Annotated in this window: 15 protein-coding genes; 8 read left to right on the top strand and 7 right to left on the bottom strand. The window is 69.8% G+C overall.

All coding sequences use genetic code 11. The features are described 5' to 3' along the window. Positions 1-54 precede the first annotated feature (54 nt). Both OG828_RS34110 and OG828_RS34115 read right to left on the bottom strand, forming a co-directional pair. A complete protein-coding gene (locus OG828_RS34110) occupies positions 55-1,059 on the bottom strand; it encodes a zinc-dependent alcohol dehydrogenase (RefSeq protein ID WP_328365246.1) in 1,005 nt (334 codons plus the stop codon). Next, complete coding sequence (locus tag OG828_RS34115) at positions 1,056-2,216, bottom strand: mandelate racemase/muconate lactonizing enzyme family protein (protein ID WP_328440865.1); 1,161 nt, start codon at positions 2,214-2,216, stop codon at positions 1,056-1,058. The genes OG828_RS34110 and OG828_RS34115 overlap by 4 nt, the downstream gene beginning before the upstream one ends. Before the next feature lie 286 nt (positions 2,217-2,502). Here OG828_RS34115 and OG828_RS49650 point away from each other — a divergent pair, with 286 nt between their 5' ends. Then, positions 2,503-3,474, top strand: coding sequence for an SCO2400 family protein (locus tag OG828_RS49650; RefSeq protein ID WP_443062457.1), 972 nt, complete (start codon positions 2,503-2,505; stop codon positions 3,472-3,474). 119 nt (positions 3,475-3,593) lie between these two features. On the opposite strand, the gene OG828_RS34130 is transcribed toward OG828_RS49650, so the two are convergent. After that, on the bottom strand, positions 3,594-4,046 hold the full coding sequence (locus OG828_RS34130; RefSeq protein WP_328365258.1) for a MarR family winged helix-turn-helix transcriptional regulator: 453 nt from the start codon (positions 4,044-4,046) through the stop codon (positions 3,594-3,596). 140 nt (positions 4,047-4,186) lie between these two features. Between OG828_RS34130 and OG828_RS34135 the strand changes: the two genes are divergently transcribed. Beyond that, the gene (locus OG828_RS34135; protein WP_328503331.1) at positions 4,187-5,185 is read left to right on the top strand and encodes an NADP-dependent oxidoreductase; all 999 of its coding nucleotides are present in this window, start codon (positions 4,187-4,189) and stop codon (positions 5,183-5,185) included. A 71-nt stretch (positions 5,186-5,256) separates the two neighbouring features. On the opposite strand, the gene OG828_RS34140 is transcribed toward OG828_RS34135, so the two are convergent. Further along, on the bottom strand, positions 5,257-6,417 hold the full coding sequence (locus OG828_RS34140) for an alpha/beta hydrolase family protein (RefSeq protein WP_328503332.1): 1,161 nt from the start codon (positions 6,415-6,417) through the stop codon (positions 5,257-5,259). A 191-nt stretch (positions 6,418-6,608) separates the two neighbouring features. Here OG828_RS34140 and OG828_RS34145 point away from each other — a divergent pair, with 191 nt between their 5' ends. Continuing rightward, complete coding sequence (locus OG828_RS34145; protein WP_328365266.1) at positions 6,609-7,025, top strand: organic hydroperoxide resistance protein; 417 nt, start codon at positions 6,609-6,611, stop codon at positions 7,023-7,025. A gap of 173 nt (positions 7,026-7,198) precedes the next feature. Here OG828_RS34145 and OG828_RS34150 read toward each other — a convergent pair whose 3' ends face one another. Both OG828_RS34150 and OG828_RS34155 read right to left on the bottom strand, forming a co-directional pair. Further along, complete coding sequence (locus OG828_RS34150; protein ID WP_328503333.1) at positions 7,199-8,353, bottom strand: serine hydrolase domain-containing protein; 1,155 nt, start codon at positions 8,351-8,353, stop codon at positions 7,199-7,201. Further along, a complete protein-coding gene (locus tag OG828_RS34155; protein ID WP_328440872.1) occupies positions 8,350-10,917 on the bottom strand; it encodes a M14 family zinc carboxypeptidase in 2,568 nt (855 codons plus the stop codon). The genes OG828_RS34150 and OG828_RS34155 overlap by 4 nt, the downstream gene beginning before the upstream one ends. Positions 10,918-11,189: 272 nt before the next feature. Here OG828_RS34155 and OG828_RS34160 point away from each other — a divergent pair, with 272 nt between their 5' ends. From OG828_RS34160 to OG828_RS34175, 4 genes are all read left to right on the top strand, one after another. Beyond that, positions 11,190-12,056, top strand: a complete 867-nt coding sequence (locus tag OG828_RS34160) for a hypothetical protein (protein ID WP_328365273.1) — start codon at positions 11,190-11,192, stop codon at positions 12,054-12,056. A 96-nt stretch (positions 12,057-12,152) separates the two neighbouring features. Then, complete coding sequence (locus OG828_RS34165) at positions 12,153-12,626, top strand: carboxymuconolactone decarboxylase family protein (RefSeq protein ID WP_328503334.1); 474 nt, start codon at positions 12,153-12,155, stop codon at positions 12,624-12,626. 346 nt (positions 12,627-12,972) lie between these two features. After that, positions 12,973-13,917, top strand: a complete 945-nt coding sequence (locus OG828_RS34170; RefSeq protein ID WP_328503335.1) for a TauD/TfdA dioxygenase family protein — start codon at positions 12,973-12,975, stop codon at positions 13,915-13,917. A gap of 104 nt (positions 13,918-14,021) precedes the next feature. Further along, positions 14,022-14,816: an EI24 domain-containing protein gene (locus tag OG828_RS34175; RefSeq protein WP_328365282.1), complete on the top strand. Its 795-nt coding sequence runs from the start codon at positions 14,022-14,024 to the stop codon at positions 14,814-14,816. Between the two features lie 42 nt (positions 14,817-14,858). On the opposite strand, the gene OG828_RS34180 is transcribed toward OG828_RS34175, so the two are convergent. Next, complete coding sequence (locus OG828_RS34180; RefSeq protein ID WP_328503336.1) at positions 14,859-16,097, bottom strand: pyroglutamyl peptidase; 1,239 nt, start codon at positions 16,095-16,097, stop codon at positions 14,859-14,861. Between the two features lie 251 nt (positions 16,098-16,348). Between OG828_RS34180 and OG828_RS34185 the strand changes: the two genes are divergently transcribed. After that, entirely contained in the window at positions 16,349-18,784 is a 2,436-nt protein-coding gene (locus OG828_RS34185; protein WP_328503337.1) for a beta-glucosidase H, read from the top strand. The last annotated feature ends 28 nt before the right edge of the window (positions 18,785-18,812 follow it).

Genomic DNA, 18,812 nt, shown 5'->3' on the forward strand with positions numbered 1-18,812 from the left:
CTTGGGTGTACGCCGGTACGGAAGCCGTCAGGTTGCCCCCGTACCGGCGTACGACTAGGGGCGCAGGAGCACTTTGCCGACCTTCGGATCACCGGACCCCACCAGTTCGATGGCCTGCGCGAACTCGGCCAGCGGCAGCTCGTGCGAGACGAGCGGCAACGGATCGAGCAGCCCGGCGGCGAACACCCGCACCGTGTGCGCCCAGGCGTCCGGCGGCGCCCCGAAGACGGTGTGCACCTCCAGCTGCCGTACGACCAGATCGGTCGGGTCGAGACCCTCGGCGCCCGGCGCCGGGATGCCCGTCAGGACCAGGCGTCCGCCGCGCCTGAGCAGGGAGGCGGCGGTGCGCGCGGCGGACGCGGACCCGGCGGTCTCGATCACCACGTCGAAGTCGTCGGGGAGCGGCTGGTCCTTCGTACGGAAGTCGGTGGCGCCGTACTGGCGCGACAGCGCCTCGCGGTCGCCCCGCGTGCCGACGACCAGCAGCTCGCCCGGGGAGCCCGCCTTCAGGAACTGCACGGCGAACATGCCGAGCGTGCCGGTGCCCACGACGGCGACCCGCTCGCCGGGCCGCGCGTTTGCCTTGATCGCTGCAGCGGCGATACAGGCAGCGGGCTCCAGCAGGGCGGCCGCGGTGAGGTCGCAGTCGTCCGGCAGGACGTGCAGCAGCCGGGCCGGAAGCGTGAGCGTGGTGGCCATGGCTCCCGGCTGGGTGAACCCGGTCTCCTCGTAGCCGGCCGTGCACAGGGTCGTCTCGCCCGCGTGGCAGCGGTCGCAGACCTGGCAGTTCCGGAAGCCCTCACCGACGACCTTGCGGCCGACGATCGACTCCGGCACACCGGCGCCGACGGCGTGCACGGTGCCGGACCACTCGTGACCCGGGGTGAGCGGGTAACGGACGTACCCCTCGGGCCGGTTGCCCTGGTAGACCTCGCGGTCGCTGCCGCAGATCCCGACGGCGTGCACGCCGACGAGCGCCTCGCCGGGACCGGGCTCACGTGGCGTGTGCTCGGTGAGCCGGTGCTCGCCGGGCGCCTCGATGACGACCGCGGTGCTCACTTCTCGCTGCCCTTCGGCTTGCGCTGCTCCCAGCCCTCGGCCCACAGATCGAACCGGGCCTGCTGCTGCGGGAATTCGGCCGCCGCGTCGGTGTCGAGCTCGACGCCGAGACCGGGCGCGTCGGAGATCTCGAAGTACCCGTCCACGACCTGGGGCGCCCCCTTGACGACCTTCTTGATCTCCGCGTCGGCGAAGTCGTTGAAGTGCTCCAGGATCTTGAAGTTCGGCGTGGAGAAGCCGACTTGGAGGGAGGCGGCGGTCAGCACGGAGCCGCCGACGTTGTGCGGCGCTACCAGCATGTAGTGGGTCTCGGCGGTGGCGGCGAGCTTACGGGTCTCCCAGATGCCGCCGATGTGGCCGACATCGGGCTGCAGGATGTCGACGGCCTGGCTCTCGAACAGCTCACGGAACTCGATGCGATCGTGAATGCGCTCACCGGTGGCGACGGGCATGTCCACCTTCGCCGAAACCTTTTCGAGCGCCTTCAGGTTCTCCGGCGGCACGGGCTCTTCCAGCCAGGCGGGCTTGAAGGGCGCGAGCTCGTGCGCGAGACGGACGGCGGTGGAGGGCGAGAACCGGCCGTGCATCTCCAGCATCAGCTCGGAGTCCGGCCCGATGGCGTCGCGCACGGCCTCGATCAGCGACACGGCGTACAGGGTCTGCTGGTGGTCCAGCTCGAAGTGCCCGGTCCCGAAGGGGTCGATCTTGAGCGCCTTGTACCCGCGGGCCATGACCTCCAGGGCGGCCTTGTGGTAGGCCTCCGGCGTCCGCTCCGTCGTGTACCAGCCATTGGCGTAGGCCTTGACCTTGTCGGTGACCTTGCCGCCGAGCAGCTGCCACACGGGGACGCCGAGCGCCTTGCCCTTGATGTCCCAGCAGGCCATCTCGATGACGGCGATCCCGGACATCACGATCTCGCCGGCCCGCCCGTAGTCCCCGTACTTCATCCGGCGCACGAGGTCTTCCGTGGCGAACGGGTCGGAGCCGAGAATGTGGTTGTTCTCGGCCTCCCGCAGGTAGCCGATCAGCGCGTCGGTGTGGCCCAGCATCCGGGTCTCGCCGACACCCGTGATCCCCTCGTCGGTGTGCACCTGGACATACGTCAGATTGCGCCACGGCGTTCCGACCACGTATGTGCTGATTCCGGTGATGCGCACTGCAGTTGCCCCTTGCTGCGTCGACGGCTCTGTTCTTGGTTGTGCTTGGTTGTGCTGGCTGTTCTCGCGTGTTCGATATTTCGTCACTCGTTCGAAATGCTGGCGTGACAGTAAGGACGGGGCGGTCTGGGTGTCAATGGGTCGAACACATAACAGTTTCGACAGTTTCGAGAAGAGCTTTCGATGCCCCGCGTCAACGCGCCATACCGGAAGCGGAAGTTCCCTACACAACTTTCACAGCTGTGACTATGAACGTTGCGTCTGAGGAACTTAGTCTCCTCGCGTCATGAACTACTGCCACCCCTGCCAAAGGCACCTGAACGGCGCCCTGACCTGCCCGGGCTGCGGCGCACCGGCCGACTCACTCGGCGCGGGCGCGGGCGCGGCGTACGCGGGGGCGTATGAGGCTCCGGGCGGGGCGTATGGCGCTCCGCAGGGGGCGTATGGGGGAGCGGGAGGCTATGACGCGCCCGGGGCTTCTGGGGGGTTCTATGAGGCGCCCGGTGGTGCGTACGAGGCGCCCGGTGGTGGGTACGAGGCGCCCGGTGGTGGGTACGAGGCGCCCGGTGGGGCGTACGAGGCTTCCGGTGTGGCGTACGAGGCTTCACACGCCGGTGAGGGTGACGCCCGCGGTGACGATCGTGAGGCAGTGGACGACGCCGGACGCGATGACGAGTACGGCGACGGCAGTGATGACGAGTACGGCGACGGTCGTGACAGCGATGACGACGACGAGGACCCGGCCGCCGGAGGCGTGAGTCGTCGCGACCGCAAGGCTGCGGCCCATCGTCGCCGCCGTCGCCGGACCGTGCTCATATCCGCGGGCTTCATCCTCGCCGCCGCCGGCCTGAGCCTCGCGGAACTCGGCATAGACGCCCCGGGTTCGCCTTCGAAACCGGCGGCCGCAGGCGGCGACGCGTCCGCCGAGGGCGGCACGTCGAAGGAGGCGGACGAGACGGCCGAGCCGACAGGCGACGCGGAGGGCACCACCGGATCGACGGATACCGCGAGCCCGTCCGGCTCCACCTCCCCCTCGCCGTCCAAGTCCGCGAAGGACGACAAGCCGACCAAGGAAGAGACCGAGCAGGACGCCCAGTCCGCGACAGCGGCCCCGGCACCGAACCCGACCACCCCGGACCCCGCCCCCTCGTCCCCCGCCGAAACCCCGGCCCCCAGCGCGAACCCGCCCACCTCGGACCCGACACCGGATCCCTCACCTTCGGAGACGTGCGAGCGTTTCTTGTGGTGGTGCGCTTAGCCCGGCCAATCGGCTACGGCTCGGCAGCGCCCCCAAAGGGGCGCGGGGCTGTATCAATTTGCGGCTCCGCCGCGCGGGCGCGACCAGCCATGACGGCGCCGCAGCCGAACGACAACGCATCACGGCCCGTCCGGCGAAGCGCTCAGCATGCGCCGTAGCAAATCCCGCAACGCCAATCGCTCATCCTCGGAGAGCCCCGCCAACGGCTCCCGCGCGAACCGCAGCGACTCCCGCAGGCCGCGCGCCACCCGCCGACCCTCGTCCGTCGTGGCCGCGAGCTTCACCCGCCGGTCCTTCGGGTCAGGGCGGCGCTCCACCAGCCCCCGGGACTCCAGCCGGTCCACTATCCCGGTCACATTCGACGGCTCGCACTTCAGCTTCTGGGCCAGCTTGCGCATCGGCAGCGGCTCCAGGGACAGCAGGCTGAGCAGCCGCGCCTGCGCGCCGGTCAGGGCGTGGTCGGCGGCGGCGACGTCGAAGTCCTCGTGGTAGCGGGCCACGACGCCACCGATCAGCTCGACCACTTCCATGGTGAGGGCGTCGGGGCGGCGGGTCTTCTGGTCAGTGGCCATGGGACTCAGCGTACCCCGTTACTTGACATCATGAAATATTCAGGAGCATGGTTGTTTCAGGTGCTGAAGTATCGACGTCGAAGTAGTCGAAGTACTGGCACCGAAGCATTTTCTCGCTCGCTCGGAAAGGCACTCCCCTCATGATCAACCGCGAATGGCACCTCCTCTCCCGCCCCGTCGGCTGGCCCAAGCCCGAGGACTTCGCCCTGGTCGAGAGTGAGGTCCCGACGCCGGGCGAAGGCCAGGTCCTCGTCCGGAACAAGTACCTCTCCGTCGACCCGTACATGCGCGGACGCATGTCGGCGGCCAAGTCCTACGTCGCCCCCTTCGAGCTCGGCAAGGTCATGCAGGGCGGCGCCGTCGGCGAGGTCGTCGCCTCCAACGCGGAGGGCATCGCCGTCGGCGACCACGTCCTGCACTTCCTCGGCTGGCGCGAGTACGCCGCCGTGGACGCGAAGAACGCCGTCAAGGTCGACCCGGACGCCGCGCCGCTGTCCACGTACCTCGGTGTGCTCGGCATGACCGGCCTCACCGCCTATGCCGGTCTGCTGCGCACCGCCTCCTTCAAGGAGGGCGACATCGTGTTCGTGTCGGGTGCGGCCGGGGCTGTCGGCAGCCAGGTCGGGCAGATCGCCAAGCTGAAGGGTGCCTCCCGGGTGATCGGGTCCGCGGGCTCGGACGAGAAGGTCAAGTTGCTCGTGGAGGAGTACGGCTTCGACGCCGCGTTCAACTACAAGAACGGCAAGGTCAGCGACCAGCTCCGGGAGGCCGCCCCGGACGGGATCGACGTCTACTTCGACAACGTCGGCGGTGATCACCTGGAAGCGGCGATCGGGCAGCTGAACCGGGACGGCCGGATCGCCGTCTGCGGAATGATCTCGGTCTACAACAACACCGAGCCTGCCCCCGGCCCGCGCAACCTCGCCCGCCTCATCCAGACCCGCGGCCGCATCGAGGGCTTCCTGGTCGGCGATCACTACGACCTCCAGCCGCAGTTCGTCCAGGAGGTCGGCCCCTGGGTCGCCTCGGGTGCGCTCAAGTACCGCGAGACGGTCGTCGAGGGCATCGAGAACAACCTGGAGGCCTTCCTCGGCGTCCTGCGCGGCGACAACACCGGGAAGATGATCGTCAAGCTCTGAGGGTCGCCCGTCGCCTGTAGATCACTTGTCGACGGTCACCGTAGGTCATGTGTAGAACGGTCACCCGTAGGTCACTTGTGGAAGAGCACTTCCGGGAACTCCGGTGACGGGCCGTCCAGCAAGGGCCGGCTGGCGCCCTTGAGGTGGAGGTCGAAGAAGGCCGTGACGTAGCGGCGCGTTATTCGCTGCGACTGCTCACCCGACAGGGGCTCCTCCGGGGGCAGGAGCCCCAACTGGTCGGCGAGCACCGGTGTGTCGGTGAAGGTGAAGTGCCCGGAGCCCTTCACGGCCAGCCAGCGTTTCCAGCCGTCGAGGTGCGGCCAGTCGCGCACCCAGGAGGCGTCGTCCTCCTCGGTGCCCAGCAGCATGAACGGCCGCCCGTCCAGGCCGCTCGCGGGCACGGGGTCGAACAGTGAGCCGTCCAGATTGACCCCGGCCCGGACCCGCTGGTCGCCGACCATGGTGGACGCGGTGGAAGCGCCGCCTATGGAGTGACCGGCCATGCCGATCCTGGTGCGGTCGATCAACTCGGCGTGGCGCCAGGCCGAATTGCGGGAGGTCAGCCGGTCGAGCAGGAAGGAGACGTCCTGGGCGCGGCCGGTGGCCACGGTCTTGTAACCGACTTGGGGCGCCTTCTCGCAGGCGACGCAGGTCAGCAGCCGGTTGCCGGGGAACGCCGTACCCACCGACTCATAGGCGTGGTCGACGGAGGCCACCACATACCCATGGCTCGCCAGCTCCTCGGCGAGCAGCGTCAGGGTCGAGCGGTTGACGCTGAACCCGGGCGACAGCACGACCAACGGGAACTTCCCCTGGGCAGGGCGGGCGCCCGGGCGGGCGTGGGTGCGGGTGCGGGTGCCGCTGAGCGTCTCGGCGGGTACGGCGTCGGCGAGGTCGCGGTCCTCCAGAAAGGCTCTCGCCTCGCCGGTGGTCATGTACGGGGCTGGCCTGCCGTGTCCGGGGCGGGCCGGGTAGTACAGCGACACCATCAGCTCTCGGGCGCCCGCCTCCGGGACCCATGGGTCGGGGCGGGTCTTGTCGACCAGATGCAGGGTGTCGCGGCCTATGGCCGACTGGCCTGTGGGGCGGGGGAGTTCCAGGCGTACTTGGTCGTTCTGGGTGGGAGCAGGGGTGGGTGTGTGGATGGGTGCGGCCACGGCCGTGCCTGTGCCGAGGAGGGTCAAGGACAGGCCGAGTAACGCGGCCGTAGCGCCGCGAGGCAGACGATTCATGCTGATGAGGCTAGGAGTCCGGGAATGTAGACCGCGTCACTCTGCGTGGTGATCCGCCGTAGTCCTCAGGATCTACGGGGTATCCCTGAACCCTGAGCTCTACCTTTGGTTTTCGGGATGCGGTAACTTCTTTCCGAAACCGCCGTCGATCGTGGGCGCGAGTCGCGGCGGACGAGGAGGAAGACAACCGCATGCCCATCCAGCAGTCCGAGGTCCTGTACACCGCCGTCGCCACCGCCGAGAACGGCCGCGACGGCCGCGTCGCCACCGACGACGGCAAGCTCGACGTCGTCGTCAACCCGCCCAAGGAGATGGGCGGCAGCGGCTCCGGTACCAACCCGGAGCAGTTGTTCGCCGCTGGGTACAGCGCTTGTTTTCAGGGGGCGTTGGGGGTTGTTGCCCGGCAGGAGAATGTGGACGTGTCTGGGTCGACGGTCACCGCGAAGGTGGGGATCGGGAAGAACTCGGACGGGTTCGGGATCATCGTTGAGATCTTGGCGGACATCCCCAACGTCGACAGGGAAACGGCCCGGTCTCTCGTTGAGAAAGCCCACCTTGTGTGTCCCTACTCGAAGGCGACACGCGGCAACATCACCGTGCGCGTTTGATTGCTCGGTCGTCTTCGGGGGCGCGCCGGTGTCGAGAGACCGACCGTGCTCGGCGCTGCGCGCCTCCGCGCGCTCGGTCTCTCGACACCGGCGCGCCCCCTGCGGCTCCCTCGCGGCCAGCGCGTCGGACCAGTTGTTGTTGGTGGGCCCTTGCCCTCTGCTCTTGTTTGCGGTCAGGTCGCCAGCGTTGCCTTGTGGGCCGCCCTTACGAAGCGCTCGTTCTCCGGTGCTGCTCCGCCTGGGTAGGCGAATCGGCGTCGGGTGTAGCCGTAGGCCAGGCCGCTGCGGGGGTCGGCGAAGGCCTGGGAGCCTGGGGCGCCGCTGTGGCCGAAGGCGCCGGCGCCCAGGAAGGGGTACCAGGTGTCGGCGGTGGCCTGGAAGCCCAGGCCGTAGGAGCGGTGGGTGCGGGTGACCAGGTCGTAGCCGATGGAGTGGATCTGGCCCACCTCGGCTGCGGTGTCGGGCTTGAGAAGGGGTGGGCGGTCGTTCATCTCGCTGATCGCCGCCGCGTACATGCCGGCCAGGCCGCGCGCGGATGCCACGCCGCCCGCTGAGGTCTGGCCCTTGGCGCGTACGGTGCGGGAGTTGGCGAAGTCGGTGAATTCGCCGGGGTTCGGGACATGGGCGTTGAACGCGATCGACGTGAGGGTGTGCGGGCCGGTCGGGGCTGCGTCCAGTACGGCCTGTTGCTTCGGGGTCGGCAGCATGGGCTGCGCCGAGCGGAAGCGGGGCTCGAGTGGCTGGGGGAGCCCTAGGTGGAAGTCGAGGGCGTACGGGGCGCGTACGCGTTCCTCGAACAGTTCCTGGAGAGTGCGTCCCGTCGCGCGGCGTGCCACCTCGCCGGCGAGGGCGCCGATGACCAGGGCGTGGTAGCCGAAGGCGGTGCCGGGGCGCCAGAACGGGCGTTGGTCCGCGAGCCGTTCGGCGATCATGCGGTCGTCGGCCAGCTCGTCGAGGGAGAAGCCGGTGTCGAGGCCGATCAGGCCTGCCCGGTGGGTCACCAGGTCGCGCAGGGTGAGGTTGGCCTTGCCCTCGGCGCTGAACTCCGGCCAGTAGTAGGTCACTTTGCGGTCGAGTTCCAGCGTGCCGTCCTGCACGAGCAGCGCCACCACGAGGTGGGCGGCGCCCTTGGTGGACGAGTACACGCCGTAGAGGGATGTGGCGTCGGCGCCGTCGCCGGTCCACAGGTCGACGACTCTGCGGCCGTGGACGTACGCGCACAACTGGCCCTCGTAGTCGTCCCGTTCGCTCGCCACGAACGCGGCGAATTCGTCGCGCACCGCGTCGAAACCCTCCGCTACCGTGCCGTGAATCTCCTTCGTCGTCATCCACCACTCTCCTGACTCGCCTGTGCCACGGTGAACAATGCCCGCGCCACCTGCGCGAATTCCCCCTTCGGATGATCCCGGAAGAGGGGCTCGGTGCCGAACAGCACGGCACCTGGACCACTGATGACGGAGGCCTGTCCGGCCGCCGCCTCCGGACCGCCACTGCCGTCCTCCAAGGGCCTCCAGTGCCCGGAGAGCAGGGGGTTACCGGTTGCGTACGACTGCTCGACCCGCACTTCTGGGCCGAGGTCGGTGAACCAGACGGGCGCGTAGACGAAGCTGTGGTCCGGAGCTCCGCCGGTGATCCGCCCGGCTTCGTTGACGACTTGCACTACGCCGTTGGCGTCACCGTTGCCCTCTACAGGCTTGGCGGCCAGCAGGCCGGTCGCGGAGGTGAGGTCCGCGCCGGTGGCGCCTCGGCCGACCAGCCCGCCGTGGTGGGTGGTGAGGAAGGTGTCCAGTGCGTTGCGGGCCGCCGGGTTCAGGGCTTCGTAGGACAGTCCGGCCGAGACGAACAGGGCGTCCGTCTTCGACCAGTCGAAGCCCGCGTTCAGTACGGCCGTGGAGACGGGCGTGACCTCGAAGTTCATCTCCCGGAGCGCGAACAGCTCGCCCGCCGTGACGGCGGCGGACAGGCGGAGTCGGCGCAGTTTCGTGGTGCCGCGCGTGTGCGTTGCCTCGAAGGTCACGTCGTGGATGCGGGCCGCGGTGACTGCCGCCTTGCGTGCCGAGGGCGGGAGGATCGCGCTGCCGTCCGGGGCCTGGCGTATGGAAATGCCCTGCTGGAGGAGGTCGTTGAGGGCCGCGATCTCCTGGGGGGTGTCCAGGCGGAGGCGGAGGGGGCCGTACGGGGCTACGTGGGCGACGGGTGCGGCCCTGTCGATGGTGCGCAGTACGCCGTACGGCAGGCTGCCCCTCTGTGCGGACTTCACCGTGGCGCCCCAGAGGCGGCCCAGGCTCCAGCCCGAGATGTCGTACATCACCGATACCTTGTCGCTGATGTCGGTGCCGTCGGCGAGGAGGGCGTTCGCGAGGCCGCGCTTGGACTGGTGCATGTCGATGACGTAGGAGCCCTGGGGGTACGTCTTTCCGGCCAGGTGGAAGGGGCGCGTTGAGCGGGTGACGGTGACGTCGTTGGCGAGGAGGTGGTCCACGAGGCGTGCGGCTGCGGTCGCCGAGCGCTGGGACGGCCCGGTGGGGATGACGTATGCACGGGGGAAGTCCGTGGTGTAGACGTCCTCGGGGCCGATGCCGGGGACGCCCGGGACCGTCTCCTCCGACACCGGGATCTGTGCCTCGCCTGCCGCGCCGCGCCGGAAGACCTCGATCTGGTCGGCGATCAGTGAACCGCGGTGGGTGCGCGTGAAGTCGAGGCTGGCGCGGAGGGCGGCGCCCGCTACGTCGACGTTGATCGCGGACCTACGGCGTAGCTCCGTGGTCGGGAGGGTGTCGTATTCCTCGTTGTTCACTGCGAGCGGGATCTCTATGGTGTGCGCTGCGACCGTGCCCTGGAAGGCCGCGTACTGCGGGGTGAAGATGGGCGGCCAGTCGTCCCAGCCCTCCTGCTGGTCACGGAAGGGGATTTGGGCGGGCTCCACGCCGTCCTGGGCGGGTGTGTAGCCGAGGCCGTTGACTGCCGACTCCATGCGCAAGGCGTTGGCGTAGGTGTTCTTGAGGAAGAGGTCGTACTCGTAGTTCTCGCCGTGCGGGGGAGTGGTGGGCTCGATGAGCGTGCCGTTGACGTAGCCGTGCAGGTCGAGCATGACGGCGGGTTGCTTGTCGATCTGGATCTGGCGCATCGCGCGCACCTCGGGCTGCGAGGCGGTGACGAAGTCCCGGTTCATGTCGAAGCCGTTGGCGTTGGCGCGGGTTCCGGCGATACGGCCGTCCGGGTTGGCGGTGATGTTGAAGTAGAGGCGGGAGCGGGAGAGGAGGTCCTTGGTCCGCGTGTCGTTCGCCGTTGCCAGTTGTTCGATGAGGTCGAGGGAGGCGTCGGTGCCCTCCCACTCGTTGCCGTGGATGTTGTTGTTCACGAACAGCGGGATCTTGTAACGCGCTTTGATCTCGGGGGATTTGGCGGCTGCTGCGGGTGCCTTCTCGATCAGCTCGCGCATCCGCTCCTGGGCTCGGGTCTGACGGGCGGACTCCGGGGCGGTGACCGTGACGAGGTACAGACGGTGCCCGCCTGCCGAGCGGCCCGCGACCTCTACGCTCACTCGATCGCCCAGGGACTGTAAGGCGTTGAGCTTGGGGGCGATCGCGTGGTACGGGGTGAGGCCCAGCTTGATCGACTTGTCGGCGGGGTTCTCGGGGTCGGGGGTGAGGATCTGCTCGCGGGGATAGCCGCTTGCGGAATCGGTTCTGCCGACGGTGGTGGCGAGGGCCCGTTCGGCCGCGCTCACCGGGGTCAGGGCGGCCTGTCGGTCGACGGCGGGGCCCTCGCGGGTGACGGGCTCGGTGTCGGCCCCGGCGCTGCCGGGGGTGAGCAGAAGTGAGCCCGCCGTGGTGACGGCCAGGACGGTGATCAGGACGGGTCTCGCAGGGGTAATTCTCGTGGTGCGCACGCGTACCTCCTCCGGGCTTCCTGAGATCGGTACGGCGAGATGTACCTGTTCGACTCAACGGCAACAAGGGGGAGTCCGTGTCGCCGATGCCCCGGATGGCGCATCGCCGACCCGGTGAACGGGGCATGCTGAGGGGGCCCGGCGGTGTGCCCTGGGAGAGGTCTGGCGGTTCTGCAGCGCCCCAAAGGGGCGCGGGGAACTGCGCACCAGCCCCCACGGACCCGCAGCCGAGTCACCGGCCTTCCAGCGGAGCGCCTACGCGAGGAGTGTTCATGGCGACGATCCCTTCGCTCCCCAGCAGGGACGAGATGCTGCGCATGGCCCGCAGCACGACCGACATCACCGGCCAACTCCTGGACACGGCCGGGAACATCACCAGAATCGCCATCAACACCTTCGACCCACGCGACGGTTCGGGCGCGGAGGCGCTGCGCGTCCTGCGCGAGACCACCGCCGAACTCGCCGAGGCCAGCGCCTCCCCGCAGGCCCAGGAGGCGTTCTACCGCATCGTCGACACCCTCACCCGGCTCGGCGCCAGCGGCGCCCCGCTCGCCGTGCACCCGGTCAGCGAACCGGCCCAGGCGCTGCTGGCCGCGCTGAGCGACAGCCTGCTGCCGGTGCTGGACGCGGTGGAGCCCGCGGTGGAGGAATTCGCCACCGCCCTCGGCGACTTCGTCGAGGCGACGTCACCGCTGCTGCCCGCGGCGGCTGGCCTGGCCGCGGGCGTGCTGCTCGCTCTCACCCCGCTGATCCGGGCGGCGACCGGCGTCCTCGACGAGTCGACCCCGGAACTCCGCCGTGTCGCCGACGCGTTGACGTCCGCGCTGGCTCCGCTGATGCCGCTCCAGGTGACCCTGGCCGAGCGCGCTGCCGCCGCGGGCGCGGGTGTCGTACGTGCTGCCCTGCCGCCTCTCGCCGACCTCACGGAAGCCGCCGCGGCGACGACCAAAGCGGCGCGGCCGGTGCTCATCGCCGGGGAGGAACTGGTGGTGTCCGCCCTGGAGTCGGTTCAGCCCCTGATGCTGGCCACGGCCTCGCGCGCGGGGCGGGTGGCGCGGGCTGCGGCGATACGGGTGACCGCGGCGGTGTCTCCGGCGGCGGATCGCGGGGTGGTGGTGGCCGTGTCCGCGGCGGGCTGAGACAGGGAGACGCAGGTCACATTCGGTGATGTCACATCGCGCCGGGGTCGTTCCGTCATAGCTGTGTAGCCAACGAAAACGGCGGAGGAGATCACCATGACTGCCCGACTGGACGCCTTCAGCAGCCCGACCATCATGAAGGTCTTCAAGCAGATCACCGCGGCGAACACGGTGCTCAAGGACTCGACGCTGCCGGTCGCGACACAGGAACTCGTCAAGCTCCGCGCCAGCCAGATCAACGGATGCGGCTTCTGCACCGACATGCACTTCAAGGACGCCGTCGCCGCCGGTGAGACCCCCGAGCGTCTCAACCTGGTCGCGGCCTGGCGGGAGGCCACGGTCTTCACCGAGGCCGAGCGGGCCGCGCTCGAACTGGCGGAGCAGGGCACCCGCATCGCGGACGCGGCCGGCGGTGTCACGGACGAGGCCTGGGCGAACGCCGCCAAGCACTACGACGAGGAGGAGCTGGCCGCCCTGGTGTGCACGGTCGCCGTCATCAACACCTTCAACCGGGCGAACGTCATGCTCCAGATGCCCGCCGGCGACTACCAGCCCGGCCAGTTCGGCTAGTCGGATGGCCGGAAGTGTCCGCCCGCCCCGGTGACCGGTCACCGGGGCGGGCGCGTCATTGGCAGGACACGTCATTGACAGGCCAAAAGGGGGGCCCACACAATCGTCGACATGATCGGGCACCTATTCGACACGACGACGGGGCCTCTGCGTGCCCCTGATCGGACCGGGTGCGAACGCTCCGGTCGCTAGTCGAGTTGCCGCCGAGCCGTGTGCTCGCCGCGCGCAACGCCCCTCGTTCGCGACGCTCCAAGGCACACGTGTCTCGCGCCGGCCGCCGTCTGCGGCCGTCTTCTGCCATGGACCACTTCTGCCATGGGCAACGCGAACGAGGAGAGAGAGATCCATGACCGTGACCGTCCCATCCGCCGTGCCGCCGACGGTGCTGCGCGAAGCGCGCGTGCCCGAGGGCGGGATGTACGAGGGTGCGCGCACGCTGCGGCGGCTGCCCGAAGGGTGGCAGGAACGGCCGTATCAGCACCTTGAGCTTGTGCCGCAGGGGTGCACGATCGGGGCCGAGGTGCGAGGCGCCGACCTCGCGCGTCCGCTCGATCCCGCACTGCGCGAGGAGCTGAACCGCGCCCTGCTGGAGTGGAAGGTCCTCTTCTTCCGCGCCCAGCACCTCACCTCCGCGCAGCAGCGCGACTTCGCCCGTAACTGGGGGGAGTTGGAGACCAACCCGCTGCTCGCCCGCGGCTCCAGCGAGGACGTGGTGCGCTTCGACAAGGGCGGTGCGGCCACGTCCACCTTCGAGAACGTCTGGCACGCCGACGTCACCTTCCGTGAGCGGCCCGCGCTCGGCGCCGTGCTCCAGCTGCGCGAGGTCCCGCCGTTCGGCGGGGACACCATGTGGGCGGACATGGCCGCCGCGTACGACAACCTGCCGCAGGACGTGAAGGACCGCATCGACGGCGCCACCGCCGTGCACGACTTCATCCCCGGATTCGCCCGCTTCTACGGCCCCGAGCGCCTCGCCCCCTATCAGGACGAGTTCCCGCCCGTGGAGCACCCGGTGGTGCGCACCCACCCGGAAACGGGCCGCCGGCTGCTGTTCGTCAACACCTCCTTCACCACCCGGATCACGGGCATGGAGCGCGAGGAGAGCGACCGGCTGCTGCGTTATCTCTGCCAGCAGGCGCACGTCCCGGAGTACCAGGTGCGGTTCCGCTGGCAGCCCGGAGACGTCGCCTTCTGGGACAACCGAGCCACACAGCACTACGCGGTGAACGACTACGGCTCGCACCGCCGCGTCGCAGAACGCGTCGCCATCGCCGGCGACCGCCCCTTCTGACTTCCGCCCAATCCCCACTCACCGATCCCCACCCCCCACCCCCCAATCCCCACTCCCCACGGCCCACCCCGTCACTGTCAGTGCATGCCGCTAGAGTTTTCTCCATGCGCGATCTTGGGGTGGGCTTCAATTACCTGCTGAAGGGCCAACGCTGGGTGGCCCGGCACGGCAAGCAGTACGGCTTCGGGCTGGTCCCGGGCCTGATAACGCTCGTCCTCTATGCGGCGGCGCTGGTCTCGCTGGCGCTGTGGGGCGAGGACTTCGTGGCGTGGGCGACGCCCTTCGCCGACGACTGGTCCAGCCCTTGGCTCGGGCTGTTCCGCGGCTTCCTCACCGCCGTCCTGTTCGCCCTCAGCCTGCTCCTCGCCGTCCTCACCTTCACCGCGGTCACCCTCCTGATCGGCCAGCCCTTCTACGAGAACCTCTCCGAGAAGGTCGACCGGGACGTCTCTCCCGACGGCACCGCACCGGAGTCCGGCCTGCCGCTCTGGCGCGAACTGTGGATCTCCGGCCGCGACAGCCTGAGAGTCCTCATACGGGCCGTGCTCTGGGGCATCCTGCTCTTCGCCTGCGGCTTCATCCCGGTCGCCGGCCAGACGGTCGTCCCGGTGATCGGCTTCTTCGTCACCGGCTTCTTCCTCACGGAGGAACTCACCTCCGTCGCCCTCCAGCGCCGCAGCGTCGTCCTGCGCGACCGCCTCACCCTGCTCCGCTCCCGCAAGACCTTGGTCTGGGGCTTCGGCACGCCCCTCGCGCTGGCCTTCGTGGTCCCGTTCGTCGCGGTGTTCCTGATGCCGGGCGCGGTCGCGGGCGCCACGCTGATGGCCCGCGACCTGGCCGGCGAGGAGACCGTCGAGGACGGTGCCGAAGACTCCGAGGAGGAGGGAGTCACTCAGTGATCCCCCAGTGATTCCCCGGTGCCCCCCGTGGTCACCCAGTGATCATTCGCTGGCGGCCACCGTCAGGATCGCCCGCACCTGACCGATGATGTCCAGCCGGTTCCGCACGAACTCGGGGTCGGTGACCGCCCCCGTCGCCGGGTCGGTGTTGCCCGTGCCGAACTGCAGCACCGGCGTGTGCACATGCCCGCCCGGCAGCGCGTCGTGCAGCCCCAGCCGGTCCCGCAACAGCGTGGCCCGGTAGGCGATCTCGTTGGACAGGTAGTCGCCGCCGCCTCCGGCACGCGCCGTCGACCCGGGGGTCGGTCCGTCCGGCCGTACGACGGACTGGGTGCCGCCCGCCGGGATCTCGGTCACGCTGGTGTTGTCGTAGACGGGGAACCGTCCGGTGTTCGCGGCCACGATCGCGGCGTACGGCAGGCTGGTCGTCGTCCACTGCGGCTGCGAGGCCGGGTCGGTGACCGGGATGGTCTCGGCCGTACCGGTGTTCTCGTTGTCCAGGAAGCCGCCCCGCCACGCTCCGTTGGTCCGCTCGACGTCGAACCGCCCGACCCGGCCCTGGCTCACGGTCGTGAACAGGTCCACCTTCGGCAGATACGGCCTCAGCGTCCGCTCCACCGTCCCCGCCGTGAAGTCCCGCCAGCGCACCGGGAACACGGCGGTCTCGATCCGTGCCGGACCGTCCGCGGTCTCGATCACCGTGCCGTCGAGGGCCAGCGCGGTCGCCCCGGACGGGTTGGAGATCCGGATGTCCCGGTCCAGCGTGAACGGGTCGAACCCGGTGACCAGGACCCGCTTCATCCCCTTGCCCTGCGGATACCGGATGGCGGTCTGCCCGCGAGAATTCCGCTCCAACTCATCGAGCAGCCTGGCTCGTTGGGTTTCGCTGAGCCCGAATGCCGGCTCCCAGGTGCGCACTTCCCGGGTCATCCCGAGCCGCGCCCAGTACAGCGGCCGGTCGTCGTCCCGGCTCAGATCCCCGCCGGCCGGCGCCCGACCCTGTGCCCGAGCGACGGCCAGCCGCCACAGCGCCGCGCCCTCCCGTTCGACGGTCCGGCGGGCCTGCGCATACGACTCCGTCGCCGCGAGCGCCCGCGCGAACTCCGGCGCCACCGTGTCGAATCCGGAACGCCTGAGAATCTCCTGCGGTTGCGCCTTGTCCAGCCGCAGCTCCTCGACCGTCGGGGCCGGGGCTGTGTCCGCCGTCGCCGTCGTCGGGGCGGCAAGCCCCGCCAGCAGGGCGAGTCCGAGTACGCCGATCCGAACACGTATGGAATTCAAGGGGGTCAGGTCCTTCCGTCGCTGTGGGGAAGCGTGCTCGGAAGTATGGCGTGACGGGAGTGACATGGGTAGATCAGCCAGGGGAGGCGGCCAAGGGTGACAGCGACCGCCCCCGCACCGTCGCACCTACCTGCTCGCGGACGTGGTTGCTCGCCGTGGGGGTTGCTCAATTGATGGTCGCGGTCTCGATTCCATTGCGGGTGGCCGAGGAAGGATGGAGACGTGCATGGACTCAACGAGGAGGCACCCCGATGGCGGGAACCCGCACCCACGCCGATGAAGCGCGCGAGGAGGTCGTCGAGGCCGCGCTTGCCAGGCTCGGGCTCGACGCGAAGGCACGGCTGCTGGCCGGTCAGGACATGTGGACCCTGCCCGGGCTCCCCGAGATCGGGCTGAAGTCCCTGGTCATGTCGGACGGACCGATCGGCGTGCGCGGTGTGCGCTGGACCGCCGACGACCCCTCCGTCGCCCTGCCGTCCCCGACCGCCCTCGCCGCCACCTGGGACCCGGAATTGGCCCGCAGGGCAGGGGTGCTGCTCGCTCAGGAGAGCCGCCGCAAGGGCGTCCACGTCCTGCTCGCCCCCACCGTCAACCTGCACCGCTCCCCGCTCGGCGGCCGGCACTTCGAGGCCTACAGCGAGGACCCGTACCTCACCGGCCTGATCGGCGCGGGCTATGTGAAGGGCGTCCAGTCGGGCGGCGTCGGCACCACCGTCAAGCACTTCGTCGCCAACGACGCCGAGACCGACCGCTTCACGGTGAACAACCTGCTCTCCGAACGCGCCCTGCGCGAGCTGTACTTGGCCCCCTTCGAGACCATCGTCGAGAACGCCCACCCCTGGGGCATCATGACCGCGTACAACACGGTCAACGGCACGACGATGACCGAGCACCGCTACCTGGTGAACGAGGTCCTGCGCGGCGAATGGGGCTTCGACGGCTTCAACGTCTCCGACTGGACGGCCGCCCGGTCGACCGTCGGTGCCATCGAGGGTGGCCTCGATGTCGCCATGCCGGGTCCGGACACGGTGTACGGCGCGGCGCTCGCGGCGGCCGTAAGGGACGGCAAGGTCGACGAGGCCACGGTCGACACCGCCGTACGCAACGTCCTGCGCCTCGCGGCCCGCGTCGGCATCCTGGAAGGCGCCGAGCCGGTCGTCACCGAACTCCCGGAGACCGTCGACGGCAGCGAGCTGGCCCGCGAGATCGCCCGCCGCGCCTTCGTCCTCGTACGCAACGAGGGCGCGCTGCCGCTGAAGCCGGGAAGGGTCGCCCTCATCGGCGCCGCCGCCCGCGACGCCCGTGTCCTCGGCGGCGGCTCCGCCACCGTCTTCCCGTCCCGGATCGTCTCCCCGCTCGACGGCCTCACCGCCGCGCTTCCCGAAGGCACCCTGACCTACGCCGTCGGCGCCGCCCCGGACACCGAACTCTCCGTCTTCGACCCGGGTTTCGAGCTGTGTGCGATCTGCCGGGACGCCGACGGAAACGTCATCGGCTCCGACTCCGCCCCGGGCGGCCAGCTGAAGTGGATGGGCCCGTCGGCCCTGCCCGAAGGCGTCACCTACGAGCAGCTGCACACCGTCGAGGTCACCGGCACCTTCACGCCGCGCGAGAGCGGGCTCCACGCCTTCGGCATCCAGGGCATCGGCACCTTCACGCTGACCATCGGCGGCACGACGCACTTCGACGACGTCCAGAACCCCGCCAAGGACGACCCCTTCATCACCTTCTTCGGCGAGCCCACACCCCGCGCCCAGGCCGAACTCACCGCCGGCGAACCGGTCGACGTCTCCCTCACCTACGTCGTCGAGCCGCCCGAGGGCCTCACGATGCGGGCGATCATTTTCGCCCTCGCCCACCAGGAGCCGCAGCGCGACCCCGACGAGCTGATCGCCGAGGCCGTGGCAGCGGCACGCGACGCCGACACGGCGGTCGTCGTGGTCGCCACGACCGAGCGCGTCGAGTCCGAGGGCTTCGACCGGGCGGACCTGCGCCTGCCCGGCCGCCAGGACGACCTGGTCCGTGCGGTCGCCGCGGCCAACCCGAACACGGTCGTGGTGGTGAACTCCGGCTCCCCGGTGGAGCTGCCGTGGCGCGACGACGTGGCCGCGGTGCTGCTCAGCTGGTTCCCCGGCCAGGAGGGCGGCGCGGCCCTCGCCGACGTCCTGACGGGCGCCCACGAGCCCGGCGGCCGCCTGCCCACCACCTGGGGTTCCCTCACCGACGCCCCGGTCACCCAGGTCGTCCCGTCCGACGGTGAACTCCCTTACACCGAGGGCGTGTTCATCGGCTACCGCGCCTGGGAGAAGGAGGGCCGCAGCCCGTCGTACGCCTTCGGTCACGGCCTCGGCTACACCGACTGGACATACGAGTCCGTCGAGGCCACGGGCACGACGGTACGGGTCCGCGTGCGCAACTCCGGACAGCGCCCGGGCCGCGAGGTCGTCCAGGTCTATCTCGCGCCGAGCGAGCCCGACGCCGAGCGCCCGGCACGCTGGCTGGCCGGTTTCGCGGGCGTCGAGGCCGCGCCCGGCGAGAGCGCCGAGGTGACCGTGGAACTCCCGCGCCGCATGTTCGAGATCTGGGACGAGATGACCATGTCGTGGTCGCTTGTGAAGGGTTCGTACGAGATCCAGGTCGGCCGCTCGATCACGGACCGCCGTCTCACCGCGACGATTAACGTCTGAGGCGGGACGGGACTTCGGGACGAGTCTT

The organism is Streptomyces sp. NBC_00457 (genome assembly GCF_036014015.1).
Classification (GTDB): Bacteria; Actinomycetota; Actinomycetes; order Streptomycetales; family Streptomycetaceae; genus Streptomyces.

Excerpts from the sequence above, each read along its gene's own strand:
- OG828_RS34160 (WP_328365273.1), top strand. The coding sequence starts at position 11,190 with ATGGCGACGATCCCTTCGCTCCCCAGCAGGGACGAGATGCTGCGCATG.
- OG828_RS34175 (WP_328365282.1), top strand. The coding sequence starts at position 14,022 with ATGCGCGATCTTGGGGTGGGCTTCAATTACCTGCTGAAGGGCCAACGC.
- OG828_RS34185 (WP_328503337.1), top strand. The coding sequence starts at position 16,349 with ATGGCGGGAACCCGCACCCACGCCGATGAAGCGCGCGAGGAGGTCGTC.
- OG828_RS34135 (WP_328503331.1), top strand. The coding sequence starts at position 4,187 with ATGATCAACCGCGAATGGCACCTCCTCTCCCGCCCCGTCGGCTGGCCC.
- OG828_RS34145 (WP_328365266.1), top strand. The coding sequence starts at position 6,609 with ATGCCCATCCAGCAGTCCGAGGTCCTGTACACCGCCGTCGCCACCGCC.
- OG828_RS34150 (WP_328503333.1), bottom strand. The coding sequence starts at position 8,353 with ATGACGACGAAGGAGATTCACGGCACGGTAGCGGAGGGTTTCGACGCG.
- OG828_RS34130 (WP_328365258.1), bottom strand. The coding sequence starts at position 4,046 with ATGGCCACTGACCAGAAGACCCGCCGCCCCGACGCCCTCACCATGGAA.
- OG828_RS34170 (WP_328503335.1), top strand. The coding sequence starts at position 12,973 with ATGACCGTGACCGTCCCATCCGCCGTGCCGCCGACGGTGCTGCGCGAA.
- OG828_RS49650 (WP_443062457.1), top strand. The coding sequence starts at position 2,503 with ATGAACTACTGCCACCCCTGCCAAAGGCACCTGAACGGCGCCCTGACC.
- OG828_RS34165 (WP_328503334.1), top strand. The coding sequence starts at position 12,153 with ATGACTGCCCGACTGGACGCCTTCAGCAGCCCGACCATCATGAAGGTC.
- OG828_RS34140 (WP_328503332.1), bottom strand. The coding sequence starts at position 6,417 with ATGAATCGTCTGCCTCGCGGCGCTACGGCCGCGTTACTCGGCCTGTCC.